Here is a 23,027-nt window from a genome sequence, read left to right as displayed (position 1 = left end):
GTGTCCGTCTCCCGTACTGAACGCCTGCTGAATCTTCTGATCGCCCTCCTGAACACAAAATACGGCCTGCGCCGTGCAGAGTTGCGGGCTAAGGTCTACCACGACACGTCCGGCAACGACGTGGCCTTCGGCAGGATGTTTGAGCGGGACAAGAATGACCTCCGTCAGTTCGGCTTCGATGTGGAAACCGTGACGGACCACGGCTGGAGCGAAGATGACCCGGCCACCACCCGCTACCGCATCGGCAAGGAATCGAACCGGCTGCCAGATGTGCAGCTCAGCCCGGGGGAGTGGACCGTCCTCCTGCTGGCGTCCCAGCTGTGGGAGCGTGCCGCCCTGGGAACCGCCGCCGCCAACGCCCTGCGCAAGCTCCAGGCCTCCGGCACGTTGTCCGACGTTGAACTTCCCGTCGGCGTGCAGCCGCGGATCCGGCCGGCGGGCCAGGCTTTTGATGACGTGGTGGCGGCCATGCACGCCCAGCACCCCGTCAGCTTCCCTTACCTGGCAGGTTCCACCGGTAAGGAAGAGCAACGGGTGGTGGAGCCGTGGGGCCTCGGCAGCCGCTTTGGCCAGTGGTATCTGACCGGCTACGATCGCTCACGCCAGGCGCCGCGCCACTTCAGGCTTTCCCGGTTCACGGGCCCCGTCACGGTGTTGGAGAAGGAATCTTACTCGGCGCCGCCGAACTTCAATGTCCGCGCAGAACTGGACCGGCTTCCGGAACTGCCGCTCCGGACCGCCGTCGTGGATGTCCGGGAGGGCCGCCACCGCGGCCTGCGACGGCGCACCACACCGGTTCCCGCCGGGAGTTCGGGAACGCTCGACGCCGGCTACGAACGTCTGGAGGTCAATTTCAGGGACGTTGAGGTACTGGCTGAGGAGCTTGCCTCCTACGGCCCCGACGCTGTGGCACATGCTCCCGACGAGCTCGTGACTGCTGTGCGGCACCGGCTGCGCAACGCGGCCGCCTTCTGTGCCGCTCCCGGCCCCGTCTATCTGTTTGCCCATGCACCGCGGGGCCGCGCCGTCCGCAAACGAACCTCTGAGGACCAGCTCAAACGCATGCTGCAGCTGGTTCCGTTCCTGGTCCACAACCAAGGCCTCCACATCAAGGATGTCGCGGCCCGCTTTGATGTTACGCCCGGGGAGCTGGAAAGCGACCTGCGGATCCTCATCTGCTCCGGACTTCCAGAGGGATACCCGGACGACCTCCTGGACATCCATTGGGAAGAGGGCCACGTTTACATCACCCAGGACCTGGATCTCAAGAGACCGGTCCGGTTTACTGTGGACGAGGCCTGTGCGCTGCTGACCGGGCTTGAGACGCTCAACGGGCTTCCCGAACTTGCCGAGGGCGGCGCACTGGAGTCCGTGACCCTTAAGCTGATGGCAGCGGCCGGCGAAGAAGGGCTCCGGGCAGGTTCGCTTGCCGGTCCGGAAGTTGGGCCCGCTGATTCGGCCCTCCTTGACGTTGTCCGTGGGGCCATCCAGGAGCGGTCGCAGCTGCGGCTCGTGTACTTTTCCGCCCAGCGCGACCAGGTTTCAGAACGTGACGTGGATCCGCTCCGCCTGTATTCCCTGGATGACACCTGGTACTTCGAGGCTTACTGCCATGCGGCCCAGGGGCTGCGGAACTTCAGGCTGGACAGGGTCCAGGCGGTCCACCCGAACGGACGTTCCGCATCCACTCAGGTCCGAGCCGGGGAAAGCTTCCCGGCCAAGCTGTTCACCCCCAATGACGACGACACCACGGTCCTCGTTCAGCTCACCAGGCAGGGCGCCGGCCTGGCGGACGACTATTACGCCGAACGTGTGGCAGCTCTTCCCGGCGGCGGCCTTGTTGCCGAGATACGGTTCGGCAGCACGGCCTGGCTGCCCATGTTCGTGGCTCAGCACGGCGGGGCCGTCAGGATTCTTGAACCTTCCGAGCTTGGGGCGGCGTCGCTGGAGTGGATCGAGGCGGCCCTGGACCGGTACGGCGGCTAGACTCGTCAGCATGCCTTGGTGGTCCTGGATCCTGATCTGGATTGCGCTGATTGCGCTCTCCCTGCTCTTTTATGTCCTTCTGGGCATCCGGCTCTACCGCCAGTTCATGTTGGTCATGAAGGATCTGGGTGCCGCCGGAACCAAAGTGTCACATCTTGCACCGGCAGCGACCAAGGCAGATGACGGCTTACGGCCGACAGAATCGTTTCAGCCGGGTGCCGCTGTTTTTGCCTCACCGGCGCAGATGCGTCATGATTACGACGCGTCCAAGTCATCCCGCCGGGAGGACCGCCGCCAGAGGCGGATCCAGCGGAGGCGAGACCGGGGCCAGCCCCAGTCACTTCGCGATCTCAATCTCAGTTAGACGTAGGATGTTGTAAGAGGAAAGGATTTCCCGTGGGAAGACTCTTTGATGGCCCGTGGCCAATTGTCATTATCATCGTCGTTGCGCTGCTGCTTTTCGCCGCGCCCAAACTCCCTGCCATGGCGCGCAGCCTTGGCCAGTCAATGCGGATCATCAAGTCCGAGGTCAAGGAAATGAAGAACGACGGCAAAACCGATACCACCGACACGGCTTCCGGCCCGGTGGAAGGAAAAATCATCAACCACCCGCCGGCGAAGCCCGGTGAGCCGACCGACGGCACTGACGTTCCGCCGTCGACCCGCGCTTAACCCGAAGTGGCAGTGACGCGGGGCCGTAAGTCCAACCCTGAGGGGCGGATGGCTCTTTGGGACCACCTCAAGGAGCTCAAGAACCGGCTGATCAAATCGGCAATTGCCGTGCTGCTCGCCGGCGTGGGTGGCTGGTTCCTTTACGACCCTGTTGTCGCCAGCCTGTCGGACCCGCTGGTTTCAATTGCCCGGGATACGGGGCGGACCGCGGTCCTGAACTTTGCGACCATCGCAGATCCTTTCGCGTTCAAGATCCAGATTGCCATCCAGATAGGGCTGGTTATTTCCAGTCCTATCTGGATCTATCAGGTGTGGGCTTTTATCACGCCGGGTCTGACCAAGAAGGAACGCGGTTACACGCTCGGCTTTATGGCGGCCGCTGTGCCCCTGTTCCTGGCTGGTGTGTTTGTCGCCTGGCTCGTGTTCCCCACCGTGGTCAGGGCGCTGCTGCAGTTCACACCCGCGACCGGTGCCAACAACATCTCGGCCACCGACTACCTGACGTTTGCCACGCAGATGTTGCTCATCCTCGGGATCTCTTTCCTGGTCCCCGTGATCCTCGTCGGCATCAACATGGCTGGCGTGGTCAGGGGCAGGACTATCCTCAAAGCCTGGCGGATTATCGTCTTCCTGGTTTTTGTCCTTGCTGCACTGGCCGCACCCGGCACGGACGCGCTGTCCATGTTCCTACTTGCTGCGCCGCTGTTGATCCTCTTTTTCGCGGCGATCGGGCTGTGCATCTTCAACGACAAGCGCCGTGACAAGCGCGAGGCGAAACAGGCAGCTGAGACGGACGCGACAGCCGACATCGCTACGCCCGGCAACGAACTGAAGAACCTGTAGCGCCCGGCGCACTAGGCTTGAGGCATGTCCTCTATCTCCGGGCCACTCTCGCCCTCTGAAAGCTACCGGGCCAGCGCGGAACGCACGGCCGAAGCGGGCACCTACCTCGGCGGGTTTGTCCGCACCCTCGATTTTGAACTTGACGAATTCCAGCGCCTCGCCTGCCGCTCCCTGCAGGAGGGCAAGGGAGTGCTGGTGGCTGCCCCCACCGGTGCCGGCAAGACCATCGTGGGCGAATTTGCCATCTACCTGGCTTTGGAACGAAACCTTAAGGCTTTCTACACAACGCCGATCAAGGCACTAAGCAATCAGAAGTTCACGGAGCTTTCCGAAAAGTACGGTGCGGAAAACGTCGGCCTCCTGACCGGGGACACGAGCATCAATGGCGACGCCCCCGTTGTGGTCATGACCACGGAAGTCCTACGGAACATGCTCTACGCAGACTCCGAAACCCTGGATGACCTCGGCTTTGTGGTGATGGACGAAGTCCACTACCTCGCGGACCGCTTCCGTGGTGCCGTATGGGAGGAAGTCATCATCCACCTCCCCAGTGAAGTCCAGGTAGCTTCCCTCAGCGCCACAGTGTCCAACGCAGAAGAATTCGGCGCGTGGCTGGATACGGTGCGCGGCGACACCGACATCATCGTTTCCGAGCACCGGCCGGTTCCCCTCTGGCAGCACGTCATGGTGGGCCGCGACATCGTGGACCTGTTCGCCGGCGAAACCACCTTCGACGAGATCGCCCCGCCCGCGGACGCTGAGACCGGAGCTCCGATACCGGTCCAGGAACAGCTCACCGCAGCCACCAAAGACGCCGACGGCCAGCGGTTCGAGGTCAATCCTGACCTGCTCAGGATGGCCCGCAGCGAGTGCCAGCAAAGTTTCACCGGACGCTTCGGCCACGGCGGCCGGAGCCAGCGCCGGCAGCACCGGCAACGGACAGAGGAGCGCCCCCGGCAAGGCGCCCAGCCCGGCACTGTCCGGAAGGCCAGCCGGCCCCAGGTCATCGCGAGCCTGGACCGGCAGGACCTCCTGCCAGCCATCACGTTCATCTTCTCGCGGGCAGGCTGCGATGCCGCTGTTGCCCAGTGTGTCTCTTCCGGACTCTGGCTGACCACGGAGAAAGAGCAGCAGATCATCGCCATGCGCGTTGACGAGGCCGGGCAGGACATCCCGTCCGATGACCTGGACGTCCTCGGCTTCTGGACGTGGCGGGACGGCCTCCTCCGGGGTTTCGCGGCCCATCATGCCGGTATGCTTCCCACCTTCAAGGAAGTGGTCGAGAAGCTTTTCGTTGAGGGCCTGGTCAAGGCTGTGTTTGCCACCGAAACGCTGGCACTGGGCGTCAACATGCCTGCCCGCTCCGTGGTCCTGGAAAAACTCGACAAGTTCAATGGTGAAGCTCACGTGGACATCACCGCGGGGGAGTACACGCAGCTGACCGGCCGCGCGGGCCGCCGCGGCATCGATGTCGAAGGCCACGCGGTAGTCCTCTGGCAGCCGGGCACGGACCCGGCCGCCGTTGCCGGCCTCGCCTCAAGGCGTACCTATCCGCTGAACTCAAGCTTCCGGCCGACGTACAACATGAGCATCAACCTGTTGGCACAGTTTGGCCGCGCCCGTGCGCGGGAAATCCTTGAGTCCTCGTTCGCGCAGTTCCAGGCGGACCGGTCCGTTGTCGGACTTGCCAAGCAGGTGCGCAGCCGCGAAGAGTCCCTCGCCGGATACGCGAAGTCCATGACCTGCCACCTCGGGGACTTCACCGAGTATGCCCGGTTGCGCCGTGAACTGTCCGACGCCGAAAATGTCACCTCGCGCAGCAAGTCCCGCGCCCACAAGTCCCTGAATGAAGACTCGCTGGCGCGGCTGATGCCCGGCGACGTGGTGGATGTCCCGGGCGGGCGGGCTCCCGGGCCCGCGATTGTGCTGAGCTCGGACCACAGCGGCAGGGAACCACGGCCCGCCATCCTCACGCTCGACAACCAGCTCAGGCGAATCGGCACGGAGGACCTTGAAGGCCCCATCGCGCCGTTGACGCGGATCCGGATCCCGAAGTCGTTCAACGCGAAGGTCCCCAAGTCGCGGCGTGACCTCGCATCGTCGGCCCGGAATGCGCTGCGCGAGAACCGCCCGCCGGCACCCGGCCGCAGCACCGACTTTGGCCTGGGATCCGTATTACCACATCAGGAAAAACGCATCACGGAACTTCGCAGGGCACTCCGCGCCCACCCCTGCCACGGCTGCAGCGAGCGTGAAGACCACGCACGCTGGTCCGAGCGGTGGTGGAAGCTGCGCCGGGAGACGGATGCCTTGGTCCGGCAGATCCAGGGCCGGACCAACACCATTGCCAAAACATTCGATCGTGTCTGCGACGTCCTTTCCGCCTACGGCTACCTGGAAGCAGGAGCTGACGCTCGCCTGGCCATCAGCCCGGACGGCCAGCGGCTCCGCCGGATCTATGGCGAGAAAGACCTGCTGATTTCGCAAGCACTGCGGCTGGGCGCACTCAACGACCTCGACGCCGTCGAAGTAGCAGCCCTGGCCAGCGTCCTGGTCTACCAGGCCAAACGGGAGGACAGGGGCCTCCGCCCGCGGATGCCCAGCGTCTCGCTTGAATCGTCCGTGGATGTGGTGATCCGGGAATGGTCGGCCCTGGAGGACGTGGAAGAGGCAAATAAGCTGCCGCTGACCGCTGAACCCGAGCTGGGTCTGGTCTGGCCCATGTACAAATGGGCCAAGGGTCGGCACCTCCAGGACGTACTGAACGGCACAGACCTGGCGGCGGGCGACTTTGTCCGCTGGGTCAAACAGGTCATCGATCTTCTCGACCAGCTCGCCAAGATTCCCGGCCTGGATCCGCGCGTGTCCAGGCTTTGTGCAGAAGCAATTTCGCTCATCCGCCGCGGCGTCGTGGCCTACTCTTCCGTACTTTGATGAACCCGCCTGATCTACTGGCACCCCAAATTCTTCCCACTAGCCCCAGGAGCTTCGCCCGCATGACCACTGAACGTTCCACCACGCCCGCACCGCACGAGCGGAAGGTGGTCCTCTACCGCAACGGCTCGGTCTACACGGCAGCGGACCCCTTCGCCACTGCCATGCTGGTTGATGGCGACACCGTTGCCTGGGTCGGCTCAGAGCAGGCGGCCTCCTCCATTGCCGACAGCTCCATGGAAATCATCGACCTCCATGGAGCCCTCGTCGCGCCGGGGTTTGTTGACTCCCACGTCCACCTCACCGAAACCGGCATCGCACTGGGTTCCCTCCAGCTGAGCGGGATCCGCTCGGCCCGGCAATTGCTCGATGCAGTGACCACAGCCAAAGGCGACGGCCCCCTGCTGGGTCACGGTTGGGATGAATCCACGTGGGAGGACCCTGCCCTGCCGGCGGCCGAGGAACTTGAGCAGGCGGCGGGCGGCAGGCCGGTGTTCCTGGCCAGGGTGGATGCGCATTCGGCGTTAGTTTCATCCTCGCTGGCTGCCGCCGCCGGGCTTGGCGGTCTCGACGGCTACACCACAGGTTCACAGGTGAAACGGGCCGCCCATACGGCCGCCCGCCAGGAAGCACGGCGGCTCCCGGAGGCCAGCCTGCTGGCCTACCAGCGGCGCGCCCTGACCGAAGCGGCCGAGAACGGTTACGTGGCACTGGCGGAGATGGCCGCGCCACATATCGGCGGAGTTTCTGATCTGCGCCTGGCCGCCACATGGAACACAGCCTCCGGCGAGGCCATGCCGGAGATCCTGCCGTATTGGGGCGAACTGGCCACCTCGGAGGAGCAGGCCAGGGCGCTGCTGGATGACCTGGGGGTATCCGTGCGCGGCCTGGCAGGCGACCTGAACATTGACGGTTCCATCGGCTCCAGGACAGCGGCCCTGAGGTCCGGCTACAGCGACGCGGCGGAGGAGCGGGGCAACCTGTACGTCTCGGCGGAGCAGGCCGGCGCCCACCTGGCGGCCTGTTCGCTGCTGGGCATTCAGGGCGGCTTCCACGTCATCGGCGACGCTGGACTTGATGCCGCGCTGGAGGCTCTGGAAATCGCTGCTGCCGAAGTAGGGGAGCAGCGGATCCGTGCAGCCGGCCACCGTTTCGAGCACGTGGAACTGGCAGACGCCGACGCAGTTCAGCAACTGGGCCGCTACGCCGTCACCGTCAGCGCCCAGCCAGGCTTCGACGCTGCCTGGGGGAGCGCCGGCGGAATGTATGCGCAGCGTCTGGGGAGCCGAAGCCGGTCCATGAACCCGTTTGCCTCGTTCTACGCTGCCGGAGTCCCGATCAGCTTCGGCAGCGACAGCCCCGTGACACCGCTCCGCCCGTGGTCCAGCGTCCGCGCCTGCCTGGACCACCACAACCACGCTGAACGGATCTCTGCCCGGGCAGCATTCCTGGGCCACACCCGCGCGGGGTGGCGGGCAGCTAAGTACCACAATCCCATGGCCGGGCAACTGGTTCCCGGCGCACCAGCAAGTTTCGCCGTCTGGGAAGTTGAGGAGCTCATGGTCCAGGTGGCGGACGGCCGGGTCCAGTCCTGGAGCACGGATCCGCGGGCCCGAACGCCGCTTCTCCCGGCAATGGACACCGGCGCGGACCCGGTGTGCCTGCAGACGGTGAGGGACGGCATTGAGCTGTATTCCAGTGCCGCACTGCGGTCCTGACCGCAGACAACGGCCAGCGCCCCAACAAAGCGCCCTATAATAGATAGTTGCGCCTGACCGCCAGCTATTACGCCGCAGTTCAGCCGCTCCGACCGCTCCCGTCCAGGAAGGCCCTTTGTGCGCGTCCTCACCATCATTCCTACTTACAACGAGCTGGAATCGCTGCCCAAGACCCTGCAACGCCTGCGTGCAGCCGTTCCGGCTTCCGACGTTCTGGTGGTGGATGACAACAGCCCGGACGGCACCGGGCAGCTTGCTGACGGCTTTGCCGGCGAGGATACGCAAGTCCACGTCCTGCACCGCAAAGGCAAGGCAGGGCTGGGAGCCGCATACATTGCCGGGTTCAAATGGGGGCTCGAGGCCGGCTATGACGTGCTGGTGGAAATGGATGCGGACGGCTCACACCAGCCCGAACAGCTTCCCCAGCTGCTGGAAGCCGTTGAACAGGGCGCGGACCTTGCCATGGGATCCCGCTGGGTTCCCGGTGGCAGCGTGGTCAACTGGCCGCTGTACCGGCAGGCGATTTCACGCGTTGGCAGCACCTACGCCCGGCTGATGCTGGGCCTGAAGATCAAGGACGTCACCGGCGGCTACCGCGCGTTCCGGCGGACCACGCTGGAAAAATTGAATCTTGACCTGGTCGATTCAGTGGGCTACGGCTTCCAGGTTGACTTGGCGTGGCGTGTAGCCAAGCTGGGCCTCCGAATCGAGGAGCGCCCTATTACGTTCGTGGAGCGCGAGCTCGGAGCGTCAAAGATGAGCGGCAACATTGTTGTTGAGGCCATGGTCAACGTCACCCGGTGGGGCCTGCAGGCGCGCTGGAACAAGCTCACAGGCAAGAAAGATCCGGCACAGGGCTGACCTGCAGCAGCGGCTAGGACAAAAAGATAAGGGCCGGCCCGGCAACGTGATCACGTTGCCGGGCCGGCCCTTTCTCAATCATTCAGCTCGCGTCAGGCCATGACGCTTGGCCTCTGCCGAGGGCCTTGACCGCCGCTTGGGGTCAGGCCGTGCGCCGTTCCCCACGGCGTTCGCGCAGGATGGTCAGCCGGTCCTCGAGGATCTGCTCCAGTTCCGGAAGGGAACGGCGCTCCAGGAGCATATCCCAGTGGGTTCGGACAGCCTTTTCGTTGCTGGTGTCCGGACGCTCTCCGTCAACGAGGAGCGCGTCCTTGCCGGTCTTGGAAACCCACACAGGAGGAATTTCAGCCTCTGAAGAGAACGTCACGAAGACCTGCTCGCCGTCCTCGCACCGGTATTCGACACGCTGGCGCGGAGCCGGCTCAACGCCGGACTCGGTCTCCATGCTCTGCGCGCCAAGACGCATACCCCGCAGGCTGCGATCGCTCATGTTTTCTCCCTCTGGTCGGTTCGCGGAGCAGGACTCCACGCAAGCCGGACCGGCATAACCGCCCCGGACTACTGTGTGCACTGTGCTGCATCATATGATTCAACGCATTGCGAAGCATTCTTGTTCCAGCGGATCTGGTCCGACCGGACAAATACTCAATTATACCGGCGTGAGGCCAAGCCGCAAAACGGGAGGGGACCCGCGACGAATCGCGGATCCCCTCCCGGCCCGTCTGAGGCAGATCCCGGTCAGGACCCAGGCTGTTTGGCGGGTTCCTCGTCGAACAGCCCGCTGACGCCGGCGCTCGGGTCCGGATTGGTGCCCCCCAGTGCCTGGCCGATGCCCTTGAGTGCCTCACCAATTTCGCTGGGAATGATCCAGAGCTTGTTCGATGAGCCCTCTGCGATCTTCGGAAGCGTCTGGAGGTACTGGTAAGCCAACAGCTTCTGGTCGGGGTTGCCCTTGTGGATGGCATCGAAGACCTTCTGGATGGCCTGCGCCTCACCGTCTGCACGAAGGATGGCTGCCTTGGCGTCGCCCTCTGCCGCGAGGATCGATGCTTGCCGCTGGCCTTCAGCCGTCAGGATGGCAGACTGCTTGGTGCCTTCGGCGGTGAGGATCGCAGCGCGGCGGTCTCGCTCGGCCCGCATCTGCTTCTCCATCGAGTCCTGGATGGAGTGGGGCGGGTCAATGGCCTTGAGCTCCACGCGCGAGACGCGGATGCCCCAGCGGCCGGTTGCCTCGTCCAATACACCGCGCAGTTGGCCGTTGATCTGGTCGCGGGATGTGAGCGCCTCTTCCAGGTTCAGGCCGCCCACAACGTTACGCAGGGTGGTAGTGGTCAGCTGCTCCACGGCCTGGATGTAGTTGGCAATTTCATACGTGGCAGCGCGCGGGTCAGTGACCTGAAAATACACCACGGTGTCGATGGAAACCACTAGGTTGTCTTCGGTGATGACCGGCTGAGGCGGAAAGGACACCACCTGCTCCCTCAGGTCCAGGAGCGGCAAGAGCCGGTCCACAAACGGGATCAGGATGGTGAGTCCCGGGTTGAGGGTCCGCTGGTATTTACCGAGCCGTTCAACGACACCGGCCCTCGCCTGCGGGATGATCCGCACTGAGCGGACCAAAACAATGATCACGAACACGATCAGGACCACCAGCACAATGGCCAAGGCGGCTCCTCCTGCATTATCCATACGTCTCCCATTCCCCAATTGTTAGGCTGTATTTATGACTGTGCGGACTGCTCCGGCGGTGCGGCGACAACTGCCGTGGCGCCGTCGATGGCCGAGACCACTGCTTTCTGGCCGGCAGGCAGGACGCCGCCGGAGGACCTGGCACTCCAGACATCGCCCCCGATCTTGACGAGGCCGCCGGTGGAGCTGACTGCTTCCATCACCAGGGCCTGCTCGCCAATGAGGCGGTCTATGTTGGTGCGCTGGTCCGCGGGTCCTTTTTTCAGATGGCTGAGCGCGACCGGGCGGATGAAGGCGATCATCAGCAGCGAGACGACGCAGAACACCACGATCTGCAGCCACAGGTCAGCGCCGGCGAAATCCGCGACGAGCGCGGCAAGTGTTCCGCCGCCGAGCATGATGAAGAACAGGTCAAGGGTGATCATTTCGATCACTGCGAACGCGAGGAAGGCTGTGAGCCACAGTGCCCACCAGTTTTCGCCGAGCCATTCAAACATTCCGTGCCCCTTGACCTTCCGGTACCTGTCTATTTATCCTAGTCTGCCGGAAAGCAGGACGGCAGGTTGCATCCGGGGCGGCGCTTGAACGTGCTCAAGTCGTTACTGTGCAGACGGTACCAGGCCGAAGACGGTGAGCCGGAATCGTGCCTCCACCTGTGGGGACACGTGGCCGCTGCCGATTTTGGCGGCAATGGCCATGCGGTCCAGGTGGTGCCCGGCCGGACCCATAAAGGCCAGGTCAGCCAGCTCGCTGGGCGTAAGCATCATCTGGATATCCAGGTCCCGGGTGGACTCGGCGACGAAGTGCGGCGAGAGGGATTCTGACAGCCGTGTGTCCTTGTCGTCCTCGATGGACAGCATCCCTGCCTGGACGGCGATGGCAGCCAGGTGTCCGGCGCGCGGCGTCACCACCACCAGTCTCCCGCCGGGGCGGAGGACTCTGGCGAATTCGGCGGCATTGCGGGGAGCGAAGATCACCGTAATGGCGTCGACGGCGGCGTCGGCCACCGGAAGAGGTTGCCACACATCGCAGGCGAGGCTGATGGCCTCGGGGTTGAGGCGCGCGGCGCGCCGGAGCGCGAACTTGGAGATGTCGAGCGCGACGGCGGTGCAACTGTTCGTAGTCCGCTGCACCGCATCCAGCACCACCCTGAGGTAGTGGCCGGTCCCCGTGCCCGAATCGAGGACTGTGTAGGCTTCGCCAGGGGTTAGCCCGGACACAACGGCGGCCGCGACGGCGTCTGCCAGAGGACGGTAGTGCCCGCCGTCGAGGAAGGCGTAGCGGGCAGCCACCATCTCGGCGGTATCGGATTCGAAGACTGTCCCCTTGCCCACCAGCAGGTTGTAGTAGCCCTGCTTCGCCGCATCGAAACTGTGCCCGGACCCGCAGACCAGGGCCTTGCGGGCAGCGTCAGCTGCGCCGCCCTGGGCATTCAGTGCGGCGCCGCACAACGGGCAGCGCAGCGGAGGGCGAGGGCTTGATGGCATACGGACCATCTTAGGGTGGGGAGCGGGCCCCGGCGGCGACCGCGGCAGCGTTCCGGCCGGGTGTTCGCCTGGAGGAAAGCCGCACGTTAGGCTCACGTGGGTGAAGCCAGAACACCTCCCGCTGCTCAATTCGGTCTCCGCGCCAGCCGTCCACCCGGACGGCAGCCGTGCTGTTGTGTCGGTAACCAGACCGGATTTCAACACTGATTCCTACGTGGGCCAGCTGTGGAACATCCCGCTGAACCAGGAACAGCTGCCGCGGCGAATTACCAGGGGCTTTCGGGATACCGCCCCTGCCTTCTCTCCTGACGGGCTGGTCCTTGCCTTCCTCCGGACAGGCGGACCGTCGTCGAAAGCGCAGCTCGTTGTGGTGGAGGCCGGCGGCGGCGAACCCCAGGTCGTAACCTGCAGGCTGCTCGGAGTGGAGTCCTTCGCGTGGTCTCCAGACTCGCACCGGATAGTTTTCAGCTCCCGCGAACCCGACGCCGGACGGTACGGCAGCAGCGAGGCCATCACCGCGGAGGCGGAGGAACCACGATTGATCTCCTCCTACCAGTACAGGCTGAACGGGGTTGGCTACACACGCGACAAGCCGCAGCAGCTGTTCATCGTGGACGTCCCGGAACTTGGCGGTGAGCCGCAAACAACCCCGGCCGCTCCGCACCTACCAGCAACCCGTCAGCTGACATCGCTCGCCACGGACACCGGCTCCGGGGTTTTCAGTGCAGACGGATCGGCCGTCTACTTTGTGGCAGCACCGCCGGAGAACGATGACGACTTGGCCACCCTGATCTATAGGGTGCCGGTCAACGGCGGCAACCCCGTACCGGTGGATCAGGGAGCAGCTGCACCTCAAAGCGTCACGGAGGTCCGGCAGTCGCGGGACGGCAAATGGCTGTTCTATATTGCCCGGGACCTGGGGAGCACGGGCCGGGATTTTGTGGCACGTAACGCCGTTTTGTACTGTGTCGCAGCCGACGGCGGCGTGCCGGTTGCGTTGACCGACCCTGATCTGATGGACGTGGCAGCCCCGGGTGCCCGGATTGAGCTCCGCGGCCCGGACCGGGCGCTGGTACTGAACGTTGCGCAGGGCACTGTTGAGCTCCTCGAGCTGGGGGCGACGGGCGGGCATGCCCTGCTGGTGCACGGTGACAAGGTGGTGACGGGGGCTGCCTGGGCAGGTGGTTCGCTGCTCGTGGTGTTCAGCGATCCGTCCACCCATGGGGACGTTGCAGTGCTCGACGACGCGCAGTTGCGGCTGCTGACAGACTTTTCGGCCATTCTGAGGACGCAGGCGGACATTGTGGTTCCGCAGGAAGTAACCGTCGAAGCGTCCGAGGGGTATCCCGTCCATGGCTGGCTGGTCAGGCCTGCAGGCAAGGGTCCGTACCCGGTTCTGTTGAACATCCATGGCGGGCCCTTCGCCCAGTTCACTGTCGCCCTGTTCGACGAAGCCCAGGTCTACGCGGCTGCCGGGTACGCCGTACTGATGTGCAACCCACGCGGCTCTGCAGGCTATGGCCGGGAACACGGACTGGCCATCAAGGGCCGCTTTGGCACCGATGACATGGAGGATGTCCTCGCGTTCCTGGACGGCACCCTGGCCAGATTTCCGGCGCTGGACGCCGGCCGGCTAGGCATCATGGGCGGCTCGTACGGCGGATACCTGACCGCCTGGACCATAGCGCACCACCACAGGTTCAAGGGTGCCATCGTGGAGCGCGGATTCCTGGACCCGGTCAGCTTCGAGGGCTCCGCCGACATTGGCTGGTACTTCGGCAGCGAGTATCTCGGCAATTCGGCTGTGGAGGTCGCCGCCCAAAGCCCGATCGAACACGTAGGCAAAGTGCAAACTCCTACGCTGGTTATCCACAGCGAAAACGATCTGAGGTGTCCGCTGGAGCAGGGCCAGAGATATTTCACGGCACTGAAGTGGCACGGTGTTGAAGCCCAGCTGCTCGTATTCCCGGGTGAGGATCATGAACTATCCCGGTCAGGCAGGCCACTGCACCGGCGGCAGCGATTCGAGCACATCCTGCGATGGTGGGCCCGGTTCCTCCCGACCGACGCGAATCCGGCAGCCGTACCGCCGGAATGACGCGGTGACGCGTGGATGTGTCAGGGATTCCCGGGCAGGAATCCCAAGGCGGCACGGGCCTTTCCGATCCCCGGCTCGGCCCAGTTGGCGGCGTACTCGGCGTTGGAACTCAAGGACCTCAACTCGGCCCGGTCAACGTACAAGGTGCCATGAAGGTGATCGGTTTCGTGCTGCACAATCCGCGCCTGCCACCCCTCAAATTCCCGTTCCGACGCCAAGCCGGCGGGGCTGTCGAATCGAAGCAACACCCGTTCAGGCCTGACCACCACTGCCTGCAGGCCGCTCAGTGAGAGGCACCCCTCGAAGAACGCGGATGTTTCCGTTCCTACAGCCGTAAAGCGCGGGTTGATGATGGTGAGGAACTCCAACGGGCTACGGTGCCGCAGTACAGCGGTCTCCGGGTCGACGTCGTACTGGTCCTCAAGGACTGCCAGCTGCAGCGGGATTCCGAGTTGCGGGGCGGCCAGCCCCACGCCAGGGGCATCGTGCATCACTTCGCGCATGAGGACTATCAACTGGTCCAACTCGCCGGCGCTGATCTGGCCGTCGAAGGCCGCAGCCCGCTGGCGGAGTACGGGATTTCCGGCCTGGACGATGGGCGGCAGCGATCCCGCGGCCAGGATTTCCTGCACCCGTTCCCTCAGGTGCGCAGGAGTGAATGAAGTGGACGGTGATACGGCTGTCATGCGGAAAGCCTAGCGGCGGACTCGGCACGGCGTCGGCGGAGTCGGCTAATGTCGATGCCATGGCTGAACCGATTGCGCCCCAAACCAACGCACTGGACGTTGTCCTGGAATTTATCCGGGCCCTGGAAGCCGGCGGCGACGGCGGGGCCATCGGGCCTTTCCTCGCCGCGGACTTCGTACTGGTCGAGGCGCCGCATCTGCTTGCGGCTGAAGGCTCCACGCGGACGCGGGACCAGGCGATGGCCGGCCTCGACCAAAGCGGCGAAGTAGTGGCGGACCAGAAGTTCGAAAGCCGCCGCACCACCTGCGAAGGCGGTCGCGTGGTGGTGGAGGCCGACTGGTCGGCGAGGACGCTGATGGACCTGCGGTACTGGGATGCCGGCGAGACCATTCGCGCCCGAACGTCGTCGGTCTTTGAAGTCCGGGACGGCCTGATCATCAGCCAGGACAGTTACGACTGCTATTTTGTGCACTCCTGAACCGGCGGGCACTGCCTGGCGGCCTCGTCCGGTGCGGGCTCACTGCATGGTGAACCGACGGGCCACCAGCCTGTTGACCGGCGGGATCCCGGACACCGCGCTGACTGCGCCGTTCCTCAACGCCAGGAACGGCGGCGCCAGCGGACGCCCCAGCGTCATATTCACTTCGGACTGCCATCGCGCCACCGAGGCGGCCTTCCGACGCCGGGTGGAATAGGCATGCAGGCGCGGACCCACCGGTTTCCCCGCCAGGGAAGCACAGATGATCGGCGCGAGTTCCGCCGCGTCCAGCCAGCCCAGGTTCATGCCTTGGCCGCCGATGGGGCTTATTTCATGGGCCGCATCACCAACCAAGACCGCCCGGCCCGCGACTGATCGGCGCGCCACCGTGGACCGGGGGCTGAAGCTGCTGAGCATGATGTTGGTGGCCGGGTCCGGCCGGATCCCCGTGCGCCGGTGGATCACCCGTACCAGTTCGACCGCGTCCGGGACCGCGGCGGGCCGGTGAATCCTGACCACCCAGCGACGCAGACCGCCCGGCAGGGGAAAAGATTCCACTATCCCTTCGCCTTCGAGATACAGGACGGCTTCGTGCAGATTTGCGCCGGAATCTGCGTAGTCACCCATCACGTAGTGGTCGGGATAACTTCGGGACGTGGCCCGGATGCCCAGCAGACCGCGCATCCGGGACCGTGAGCCGTCGGCGGCGACCACAAGGCGAGAGGTGATCCGGACGTCGGCACCGCCCGCTTTGGTGGCCTCAGCGTGCACGGTTACCAGCCCGCCGTCGTCCGCTATTTCCGTCACCCTGGCACCCCTGACCAAGGCGGTGCTGTCCAATTCGTCTACCCGCCGCTCCAGCAGGTATTCCGTTGTGACCTGGGGGAGGGACAGGACAAACGGGAAGCGCTCCGAAACGGATGCGAAGGACATTGACCCCACGGTTTTTCCCCCGCTGACCGCAATACCGCCGCGGATCTGCACGCCGGCATCAACCATGGCGCTGGCCACCGCTGCCCTGTCCAGTGCCGCGAGGGCGGGGGGATGGATGCCGATGGCCCGGGAGTGGGATTCCCGGTGAAGCCGCTGTTCAAGGACCCTCACCGCGACGCCTTCCTGAAGCAGCAGGGCGGCGAGATACAGACCCACGGGTCCGCCGCCGACGATCACCACGTCAGCCATCGGGATGGTCCGGATCGTGCAGGAGGACCTGATGGAAAGGGGAGCGGCGCTCCACGTGCCAGCCCGGGGGAGCGGCGGCGATGAGTTCTGCCGGGGTGTAGCTGCGCCTGATTGACGTCAGGCCATCCTTACGGATGAACGAGCCGCGGAACGGGAGGGCCGCCAGGGAGAAAAGTGCGTAGGCTGCAATGCTCCGGCGGAGGTCGTTGTGCACGGAAATCCGGCGCGCCAGGGCTTGCGAATCTGCCAGGAGCTGAGCCAGGTCCGCTGGTTGGAGGTGGTGGATGACGTGGTTCGAGATGACGACGTCGAACCGGCGGCCTTCGCGGACCAGGTGGGCACTGTCCGCCTGGCGGAACCGGACTGAGACGTGGTGGGGGCGGCGTGACGAGTAGCTGTATGCCCTGGCGTCCGGGTCAATGCCGGTGACGTCGAGCAGCAGTTTGTCCCGGGCAGACCAGAGGGCGAGCTGGCGTGCCAGGTCCCCACCGCCGCATCCTATGTCGAGGAGCGTGGTTTCAGAGTCGTGGGAGAGCAGAGGGCGAAGCTCGTTGCAGTACAGCTGCCGCCAGCCGGAGAAGAGCCGGTTCACCAGTTCGAATTGCCGGTACGTGAGCTCCAGTTTGGTGGGATCACAGTCCGGCAGGTCCATCATTTCCACTGCGTCCGCAGCCCTTTGCCGCATCGGGGACAACGGTCAGACCAGCGACGAGGCCGCCTCTGGCTGCACCGCCCGCTTCCCGGTAGCTGCCTGGCGGAGTTTCGTGAAGAGCCCGGTCTCCACCGTGAGTCCGGGGCCGAATGCCATGGAGCAGATGCGTTCCTCACCCTCCACTTGTGGCTGTTCCAGGATGTGCCGGAGGACAAACAGCACGGTGGCGCTGCTCATGTTGCCGTAGTCCCGCAGCGTATCCCGTGCCGGAACGAGTTGCTGGTCCGTGAGGTCGAGGCGCGTCTGGACTTTGTCCAGGATGCTCCGGCCGCCGGGATGGATGGCCCAATGGCGGATGTCCCGGTAGGGGAGTCCACACAGCGAGGGATCCCGGGTCAGCAGCGGTGTAAGCGCGCCGATGATGTGGTCGTCGATGATGTGGGGTACGTAGTTGCCCAGCACCATCTCAAAGCCATGGTCACCGATGTTCCATGCCATGGATTCTTCGCCCACAGGCGTGAGGACGGTTTCGAAGTGGTCCAGTTGCATCAGCGCAGGAGCATCCGGATTATTCCGGGACGTAATGATGGCTGCCGCCGCCCCGTCGGCGAAAAGCGCCGAACCCATGATGGTGTCAGGATCGTTGGACGTCCGGACGTGCAGGGAGCACAGCTCGGCACAGACCACCAGGACAACGGCCTGCGGATCTGCTTCGCAGAAGGACTTGGCGGCCCGCAGCGCCGGAAAAGCTGCGTAGCAGCCCATGAATCCGAGGTGATAACGCTGGACAGCCGGGTCCAGCCCCAACGCGCGGACGATCTTATAGTCAGGGCCGGGGTTGAAGAACCCTGTGCAGGAAACGGTAACGACGTGGGTTATGTCAAGTAAGGACAAGTCCGGGCATGCGTCCACGGCAGCTCGGGCGGACTCGATGAAGAGTTTAGTGACCTCCCGGGCGAAGATCTCGTTGCGCACCTTGGTGGTGGGGTTCAGGAGCAGGCCCGTGGCGGGATCAAAGAACTGCGGATCGTCCGCGCGGAAAGCCATGGTCATTTCATCGACCGCGGTATGGCGGGTGTCGATGGCGGCTGAATCAAAACAAGTGTTCACCAGCCGCGAACCCAACCTGGTCAGGCCCGGCTGGGCCGCGAAAACTTCACGGGCTTCGGCCTGGACCAGCACAGTCGGCGGAACAGCAGTTTCAAGTGAACGCAGGTAGACCGTCATTGGTTCATTCTTGGCGAGCACGCGGGATTAGACAATGGCTGTGCATTCAGGGACCGGCTTTTGTGCCGCCGCACGGTGTTTCGGACATTAAAATGGGCTCCGGCGCTGACTTATGGAAATCCAACAAAGTTTGATTGACCTGCGAAAACGCTGTATTCGTCACGTTCACACCGCTACGTCTGCTCCGGTACTCTAAGCGCCGATAATCTACATTATGTCAACTATATGTGATCCGATTGCAGAATTTGCAGATTAGGACCCGGTGATGCGCGGTCCCAGGTTTCGAGAGCTTGAGCGCCGAAGTTTACGCCGTTACAGGGATTAGCGTATAGGTACGCCGGGCAGAACAGCGCCTGGCCTTATGGCCTCCGTCGTCGAACCGCGAGACGTCCAGAATCCTGGAATCGCCGAAGCGGGACACATAGAACCCGGCAGCCTCATCGGCCTGTTTTTTCGAACCACAGGCACGTGGAAATCTTTTGCGAACCACAGGCACGTGGAAATCTTTTGCATGTTACTCCCGTCCGGCTAGCGCCTAGCCCGGGGCGCTCCCCCGCACAACGGCCGGAGGATGCCGGCTGACCAGACCCACTGTGTTCCCTTCCGAGTCGCGGATGAAGGCCATCTATTCATCGGTTCCTGCCGGACCCAGGGCAGCGTCGCCATGGTGAAAGACACATCAAGCAGCGCAATTACCCCCACTCCCCTGCCCTAAAGGATGCTGATGATCGCCCGGACGTCCTCCACCGCCAGATAGAGGACCGACGACGGCGCGCCGCGCTCCAGCAAGAGCCGCACGCCAAGCATCAGGACCGGGCTGCCCCCCCCTCGCTGGGTTAGGCTCGAAGCCATGAATTCCGAGACCAAACTGTCCATTCGAGCTCCCCGGCAGGCCATTATTGCCGCCGCCCTGGCGGATGCCTTCCTGATTTTGGTTTTCGCGGCGATCGGCAGGGATGCCCACCAGCGCGGCGACATCGTCACAGGAGTTTTCCTCACGGCATGGCCGTTCCTGGCTGGAGCCGCCATCGCCTGGTTTGCGGGCCGGGCCTGGCGGCGTCCGCTGTCCATGGCAACCGGCGTCATGGTTTGGCTTGGCGCCGTAGCCGGCGGCATGATCCTGAGGGCGCTGACGGGACAAAGCGTAGTACTGGCCTTCGTGGTTGTTGCGCTCTTGAGCCTGGGGCTTCTCCTTGTGGGTTACCGGGCGCTTCTTGCACTGGCGCGCAGGCTTCGAAAGTCGTGACACCGCTGCCGGCCCTGCGTCCGGGCCGCACCTGATGGACACCGCCCATGTAATAGGCTGGCATCACCATAGAGTCTTGCCGGGCACAGCTACGGCCAACAGATCCGGAAGGATTGAACAGTGATCACCGCATTCGTTCTGATCAAGACCGACGCCGCCCGCATCCCGGAAACCGCCGAGGAAATTTCCGCGATCCCAGGCATCAGCGAGGTCTATTCCGTCACCGGCGAATGGGACCTTATCGCCGTTGCCCGCGTCGCCCGGCACGAGGATCTGGCTGACGTCATTGCCGACAAGCTCTCAAAAGTACCCGCGGTGGTTCACACCACCACGCACATTGCGTTCCGTGCCTACTCCCAGCACGATCTCGACGCAGCATTCGCGCTCGGCTTCGAACAGTAGGAGCACTTCCCCAAAATGAAGCGGACCCGCCCATCACAGCCGGCCCGCGCCTTTTGTAAACGGGTCAAGGCTGCGTCAGTGCAACCCACCTATCGAGGACCGCGGCCGCAGCGCCGGTATCAATCGATTCCGCGGCCCGGGCAAGCGCCGAACGCATACGCTCCAGAAACGGGCCCTCGGACGATTCATCGAAAGCCACCAGTCCAGCGGCTGCGTTGAGCAGCACAGCATCACGTGCTGCACCGGATTTGCCGGCAAGGACATCTCGTACGACGGCGGCGTTCGCCTGAGCGTCCCCGCCACGGAGTTCCGCCACAGTTGCGGGACGGATGCCCAGCTCGGCCGGTTCAAAATTCAGTTCGGCGACCGCGCCCGCACGGATTTCCCAAACGGTGGAGGGACCCGTTGTCGTCAGCTCGTCCAGCCCGTCATTGCCACGGAAAACCAGGCCGCGGCTACCACGCTTCGCCAGGACGCCCGCAACCAGCGGAGCCATCCGGGCATTCGCCACGCCCACGGCTGACGCCTGCACCCGCGCAGGGTTGGTCAGCGGTCCCAGGAAATTAAAAGCGGTCGGGATGGCGAGCTCCCGGCGGGGCACGGCTGTGTGACGGAAAGACGGGTGGAACACCTGGGCGAAACAGAAAGTGATTCCAGCCTCACCCGCGTTGCGGGCCACCTGAGCCACCGGGAGGTCGAGCCTGACCCCCAGTGCTTCGAGTACATCGGCCGATCCGGAGGACGAAGACGCTGCACGGTTGCCGTGCTTAACCACTTTCGCTCCAGCGCCAGCAGCGACGAGGGCGGACATGGTGGAAATGTTGACGGTGTTCAGCTGGTCACCGCCGGTACCAACGATGTCCAGCTTCTCGCCGGGGATGTCGATGGGTGTTGCATGGCGCAGCATTGCGTCCACCAGGCCCGAGATTTCGTCCACGGTTTCACCCTTGGCACTGAGGGCAACCAGGAATCCGGCAATCTGCGAAGGGGTCGCCTCCCCTGACATGATTCTGTCCATCGCCCAAGCGGTATTGCCCGCTGTAAGGTCAGCACCGTTGATGAGAGCCGATATGAGCCGTGGCCAAGTGTTGCTGTCCGCCGGCGCGGTTGCCTGAGAAGTCACCATCTGATGCTATCGAGCCACCTAGGACCTGACCAATGTGAAGGCCGCCTGGAACTTTTCGCAGTGATTTCGCGTCTTTGTAGAAAAAGTCCATTGAAAAGGCGGTTTGCGTTGGGAACTACGGACTTTTATGGACATAATGTCTATGTGACATCTGCGACCCATGCCCCCAGTACCCCGGCGCACCCCACGCTGAACCGCCCCAATATGGTTTCTGTCGGAACCGTAGTCTGGCTGTCCAGTGAGTTGATGTTCTTCGCCGGTCTCTTCGCCATGTACTTCACGCTGCGCTCCACGAGCGGACAGATGTGGGCGGAAGAGACAGCAAAGCTCAACTTCCCCTTTGCGCTCGTCAACACGATCGTCCTCGTGGCCAGTTCCTTTACTTGCCAGATGGGCGTCTTCGCCGCCGAACGGCTGCAGCCCCGCAAGTCAGGCGGTCCGTTCCAGTTCTCCCGCTGGGGTATGAACGAATGGTTCACGCTGACCTTCATCATGGGTGCGTTCTTCGTCGCCGGCCAGGCAACTGAATACGCGATGCTTGTTTCAGAACACGTTTCGCTCTCATCCAACGCGTACGGTTCAGCGTTCTACATGACCACCGGCTTCCACGGCCTGCACGTCATCGGCGGCCTCATAGCCTTCCTCTTCATCATCGGACGCTCGTTCGCAGCAAAGAAGTTCGGCCACTTCGAAGCAACCTCCGCGATCGTCACGTCCTACTATTGGCATTTTGTGGATGTTGTCTGGATCGGCCTCTTCCTGGTCATCTACGTACTGAAGTAGTCAAGCTTTGATTCCTTTTCTACAAGAGGCAGAATTTCAAGAAGCGGCTCACGGAGCCGGCGCACGATCGAATAAAGGAACCACCACGTGAAGGCTCTCTCGCAAAAGCGGCGTCACCCACTCGCAGTAATCGCGCTGCTACTGATGGGACTGCTCATCACTGGTGGGCTGTACGCCGTTGCCACTACCGTCAACCAGGCCAAGGCATCCAGCACCAGCTTCAGCGCCAATGACACTGCCGAGGGCGAAAAGCTTTTCGCCGCGAACTGCGCCACCTGCCACGGCATGGGCGCGAGCGGCAGCCAGGATGGCCCGTCACTGGTGGGTGTCGGTGCTGCGGCGGTTGACTTCCAGGTCGGTACCGGCCGGATGCCCATGCAGATGAACGGTCCGCAGGCTTACAAAAAGCCGGCCCAGTTCAACGATGACCAGACCCACCAGCTTTCAGCCTACGTAGCTTCCCTGGGAGCCGGCCCGGCAATTCCTGAAGAGCACCTGCTTGATGAGCAGGGTGACGCCGCCAAGGGTGGCGAGCTCTTCCGTGTGAACTGCGCGATGTGCCACAATGCGGCGGCCGCCGGCGGTGCACTTACCCGCGGCAAGTTCGCTCCCGCCCTTGCCGATGTGTCCGGCAAACACATCTACGAAGCGATGGTCACCGGACCGCAGAACATGCCCGTCTTCAATAACGCAAACGTCACCCCCGAGGGCAAGCGCGACATTGTCACGTTCCTGAAGCAGATCGAAGCCAACGGCTCTCCCGGGGGCGCTGACCTCGGCGCCCTGGGCCCGGTGGCTGAAGGACTCTTTGTCTGGATTGCAGGCCTGGGTGTCATCATCGCGTTCACCATCTGGCTTACTTCCCGGACGTCTTAGGCGAAACGGGAAAATTAAGAACTTCTGCTGCCCAGTCAGCAGTTTGAAATTGAAAACTAACCCGGCAGACGCCGGGACGA

23 protein-coding genes are annotated in these 23,027 nt (G+C 63.7%); 13 read left to right on the top strand and 10 right to left on the bottom strand.

Annotation, left to right across the window (positions count from 1 at the left end; genetic code table 11):
• The 7 genes from ACQCS0_RS11045 to ACQCS0_RS11015 all read left to right on the top strand — a co-directional run bounded on the left by ACQCS0_RS11045 (nucleotide 1) and on the right by ACQCS0_RS11015 (nucleotide 9,014).
• Entirely contained in the window at nucleotides 1-1,986 is a 1,986-nt protein-coding gene (locus ACQCS0_RS11045) for a WYL domain-containing protein (protein ID WP_354155711.1), read from the top strand.
• 10 nt (nucleotides 1,987-1,996) lie between these two features.
• Nucleotides 1,997-2,350, top strand: coding sequence for a hypothetical protein (locus ACQCS0_RS11040; RefSeq protein WP_354155710.1), 354 nt, complete (start codon nucleotides 1,997-1,999; stop codon nucleotides 2,348-2,350).
• 32 nt (nucleotides 2,351-2,382) lie between these two features.
• Entirely contained in the window at nucleotides 2,383-2,658 is a 276-nt protein-coding gene (gene tatA, locus ACQCS0_RS11035) for a Sec-independent protein translocase subunit TatA (protein WP_193342811.1), read from the top strand.
• A gap of 48 nt (nucleotides 2,659-2,706) precedes the next feature.
• A complete protein-coding gene (tatC, locus tag ACQCS0_RS11030) occupies nucleotides 2,707-3,501 on the top strand; it encodes a twin-arginine translocase subunit TatC (RefSeq protein ID WP_354155709.1) in 795 nt (264 codons plus the stop codon).
• 24 nt (nucleotides 3,502-3,525) lie between these two features.
• The gene (locus ACQCS0_RS11025) at nucleotides 3,526-6,435 is read left to right on the top strand and encodes a DEAD/DEAH box helicase (RefSeq protein WP_354155708.1); all 2,910 of its coding nucleotides are present in this window, start codon (nucleotides 3,526-3,528) and stop codon (nucleotides 6,433-6,435) included.
• Nucleotides 6,436-6,497: 62 nt separating this feature from the next.
• Nucleotides 6,498-8,153 (top strand): amidohydrolase family protein, encoded by a 1,656-nt coding sequence (locus ACQCS0_RS11020; protein WP_354155707.1) that lies wholly within the window; start codon nucleotides 6,498-6,500, stop codon nucleotides 8,151-8,153.
• Between the two features lie 117 nt (nucleotides 8,154-8,270).
• Nucleotides 8,271-9,014 (top strand): polyprenol monophosphomannose synthase, encoded by a 744-nt coding sequence (locus ACQCS0_RS11015; protein ID WP_354155706.1) that lies wholly within the window; start codon nucleotides 8,271-8,273, stop codon nucleotides 9,012-9,014.
• Nucleotides 9,015-9,156: 142 nt separating this feature from the next.
• Here ACQCS0_RS11015 and ACQCS0_RS11010 read toward each other — a convergent pair whose 3' ends face one another.
• From ACQCS0_RS11010 to ACQCS0_RS10995, 4 genes are all read right to left on the bottom strand, one after another.
• Nucleotides 9,157-9,504 carry an RNA polymerase-binding protein RbpA gene (locus tag ACQCS0_RS11010; protein ID WP_185260564.1) on the bottom strand — a complete coding sequence of 116 codons (348 nt, stop codon included), beginning with the start codon at nucleotides 9,502-9,504 and terminating at the stop codon, nucleotides 9,157-9,159.
• A gap of 248 nt (nucleotides 9,505-9,752) precedes the next feature.
• Nucleotides 9,753-10,703: an SPFH domain-containing protein gene (locus ACQCS0_RS11005; RefSeq protein WP_354156455.1), complete on the bottom strand. Its 951-nt coding sequence runs from the start codon at nucleotides 10,701-10,703 to the stop codon at nucleotides 9,753-9,755.
• A gap of 32 nt (nucleotides 10,704-10,735) precedes the next feature.
• Nucleotides 10,736-11,200 carry an NfeD family protein gene (locus ACQCS0_RS11000; RefSeq protein WP_354156454.1) on the bottom strand — a complete coding sequence of 155 codons (465 nt, stop codon included), beginning with the start codon at nucleotides 11,198-11,200 and terminating at the stop codon, nucleotides 10,736-10,738.
• Between the two features lie 102 nt (nucleotides 11,201-11,302).
• Nucleotides 11,303-12,190, bottom strand: coding sequence for a putative RNA methyltransferase (locus ACQCS0_RS10995; RefSeq protein ID WP_354156453.1), 888 nt, complete (start codon nucleotides 12,188-12,190; stop codon nucleotides 11,303-11,305).
• A gap of 100 nt (nucleotides 12,191-12,290) precedes the next feature.
• Here ACQCS0_RS10995 and ACQCS0_RS10990 point away from each other — a divergent pair, with 100 nt between their 5' ends.
• Nucleotides 12,291-14,288 carry a S9 family peptidase gene (locus ACQCS0_RS10990; RefSeq protein WP_354156452.1) on the top strand — a complete coding sequence of 666 codons (1,998 nt, stop codon included), beginning with the start codon at nucleotides 12,291-12,293 and terminating at the stop codon, nucleotides 14,286-14,288.
• Between the two features lie 20 nt (nucleotides 14,289-14,308).
• On the opposite strand, the gene ACQCS0_RS10985 is transcribed toward ACQCS0_RS10990, so the two are convergent.
• Nucleotides 14,309-14,974, bottom strand: a complete 666-nt coding sequence (locus ACQCS0_RS10985) for a peptide deformylase (protein WP_354156451.1) — start codon at nucleotides 14,972-14,974, stop codon at nucleotides 14,309-14,311.
• Nucleotides 14,975-15,033: 59 nt separating this feature from the next.
• Between ACQCS0_RS10985 and ACQCS0_RS10980 the strand changes: the two genes are divergently transcribed.
• Nucleotides 15,034-15,453, top strand: coding sequence for a nuclear transport factor 2 family protein (locus tag ACQCS0_RS10980; RefSeq protein WP_354156450.1), 420 nt, complete (start codon nucleotides 15,034-15,036; stop codon nucleotides 15,451-15,453).
• A 39-nt stretch (nucleotides 15,454-15,492) separates the two neighbouring features.
• On the opposite strand, the gene ACQCS0_RS10975 is transcribed toward ACQCS0_RS10980, so the two are convergent.
• From ACQCS0_RS10975 to ACQCS0_RS10960, 4 genes are all read right to left on the bottom strand, one after another.
• Complete coding sequence (locus ACQCS0_RS10975; protein ID WP_354156449.1) at nucleotides 15,493-16,635, bottom strand: NAD(P)/FAD-dependent oxidoreductase; 1,143 nt, start codon at nucleotides 16,633-16,635, stop codon at nucleotides 15,493-15,495.
• Entirely contained in the window at nucleotides 16,628-17,320 is a 693-nt protein-coding gene (locus ACQCS0_RS10970; protein ID WP_354223253.1) for a class I SAM-dependent methyltransferase, read from the bottom strand. The genes ACQCS0_RS10975 and ACQCS0_RS10970 overlap by 8 nt, the downstream gene beginning before the upstream one ends.
• A 12-nt stretch (nucleotides 17,321-17,332) precedes the next feature.
• Complete coding sequence (locus ACQCS0_RS10965) at nucleotides 17,333-18,514, bottom strand: type III polyketide synthase (protein WP_354156447.1); 1,182 nt, start codon at nucleotides 18,512-18,514, stop codon at nucleotides 17,333-17,335.
• 711 nt (nucleotides 18,515-19,225) lie between these two features.
• Nucleotides 19,226-19,366 carry a hypothetical protein gene (locus ACQCS0_RS10960; protein WP_354223251.1) on the bottom strand — a complete coding sequence of 47 codons (141 nt, stop codon included), beginning with the start codon at nucleotides 19,364-19,366 and terminating at the stop codon, nucleotides 19,226-19,228.
• On the opposite strand from ACQCS0_RS10960, the gene ACQCS0_RS10955 reads away from it, so the two are divergent.
• Nucleotides 19,365-19,760, top strand: a complete 396-nt coding sequence (locus tag ACQCS0_RS10955; protein ID WP_354156446.1) for a DUF3054 domain-containing protein — start codon at nucleotides 19,365-19,367, stop codon at nucleotides 19,758-19,760. The two genes, ACQCS0_RS10960 and ACQCS0_RS10955, sit on opposite strands and share 2 nt — an antisense overlap.
• 120 nt (nucleotides 19,761-19,880) lie before the next feature.
• Nucleotides 19,881-20,162: an Lrp/AsnC family transcriptional regulator gene (locus ACQCS0_RS10950; protein ID WP_056340053.1), complete on the top strand. Its 282-nt coding sequence runs from the start codon at nucleotides 19,881-19,883 to the stop codon at nucleotides 20,160-20,162.
• A gap of 64 nt (nucleotides 20,163-20,226) precedes the next feature.
• On the opposite strand, the gene trpD is transcribed toward ACQCS0_RS10950, so the two are convergent.
• Nucleotides 20,227-21,285, bottom strand: coding sequence for an anthranilate phosphoribosyltransferase (gene trpD / locus ACQCS0_RS10945; protein WP_354156445.1), 1,059 nt, complete (start codon nucleotides 21,283-21,285; stop codon nucleotides 20,227-20,229).
• Nucleotides 21,286-21,396: 111 nt separating this feature from the next.
• On the opposite strand from trpD, the gene ACQCS0_RS10940 reads away from it, so the two are divergent.
• The gene (locus ACQCS0_RS10940) at nucleotides 21,397-22,071 is read left to right on the top strand and encodes a cytochrome c oxidase subunit 3 (protein WP_426939771.1); all 675 of its coding nucleotides are present in this window, start codon (nucleotides 21,397-21,399) and stop codon (nucleotides 22,069-22,071) included.
• Nucleotides 22,072-22,158: 87 nt separating this feature from the next.
• Nucleotides 22,159-22,947 (top strand): cytochrome bc1 complex diheme cytochrome c subunit, encoded by a 789-nt coding sequence (locus ACQCS0_RS10935; RefSeq protein ID WP_354156443.1) that lies wholly within the window; start codon nucleotides 22,159-22,161, stop codon nucleotides 22,945-22,947.
• The last annotated feature ends 80 nt before the right edge of the window (nucleotides 22,948-23,027 follow it).

The organism is Pseudarthrobacter sp. S6 (assembly GCF_050156575.1).
Classification (GTDB): domain Bacteria; phylum Actinomycetota; class Actinomycetes; order Actinomycetales; family Micrococcaceae; genus Arthrobacter.
Note: the sequence above shows the minus strand (reverse complement) of the source record. Positions and strands in the feature narration are given on the sequence as shown.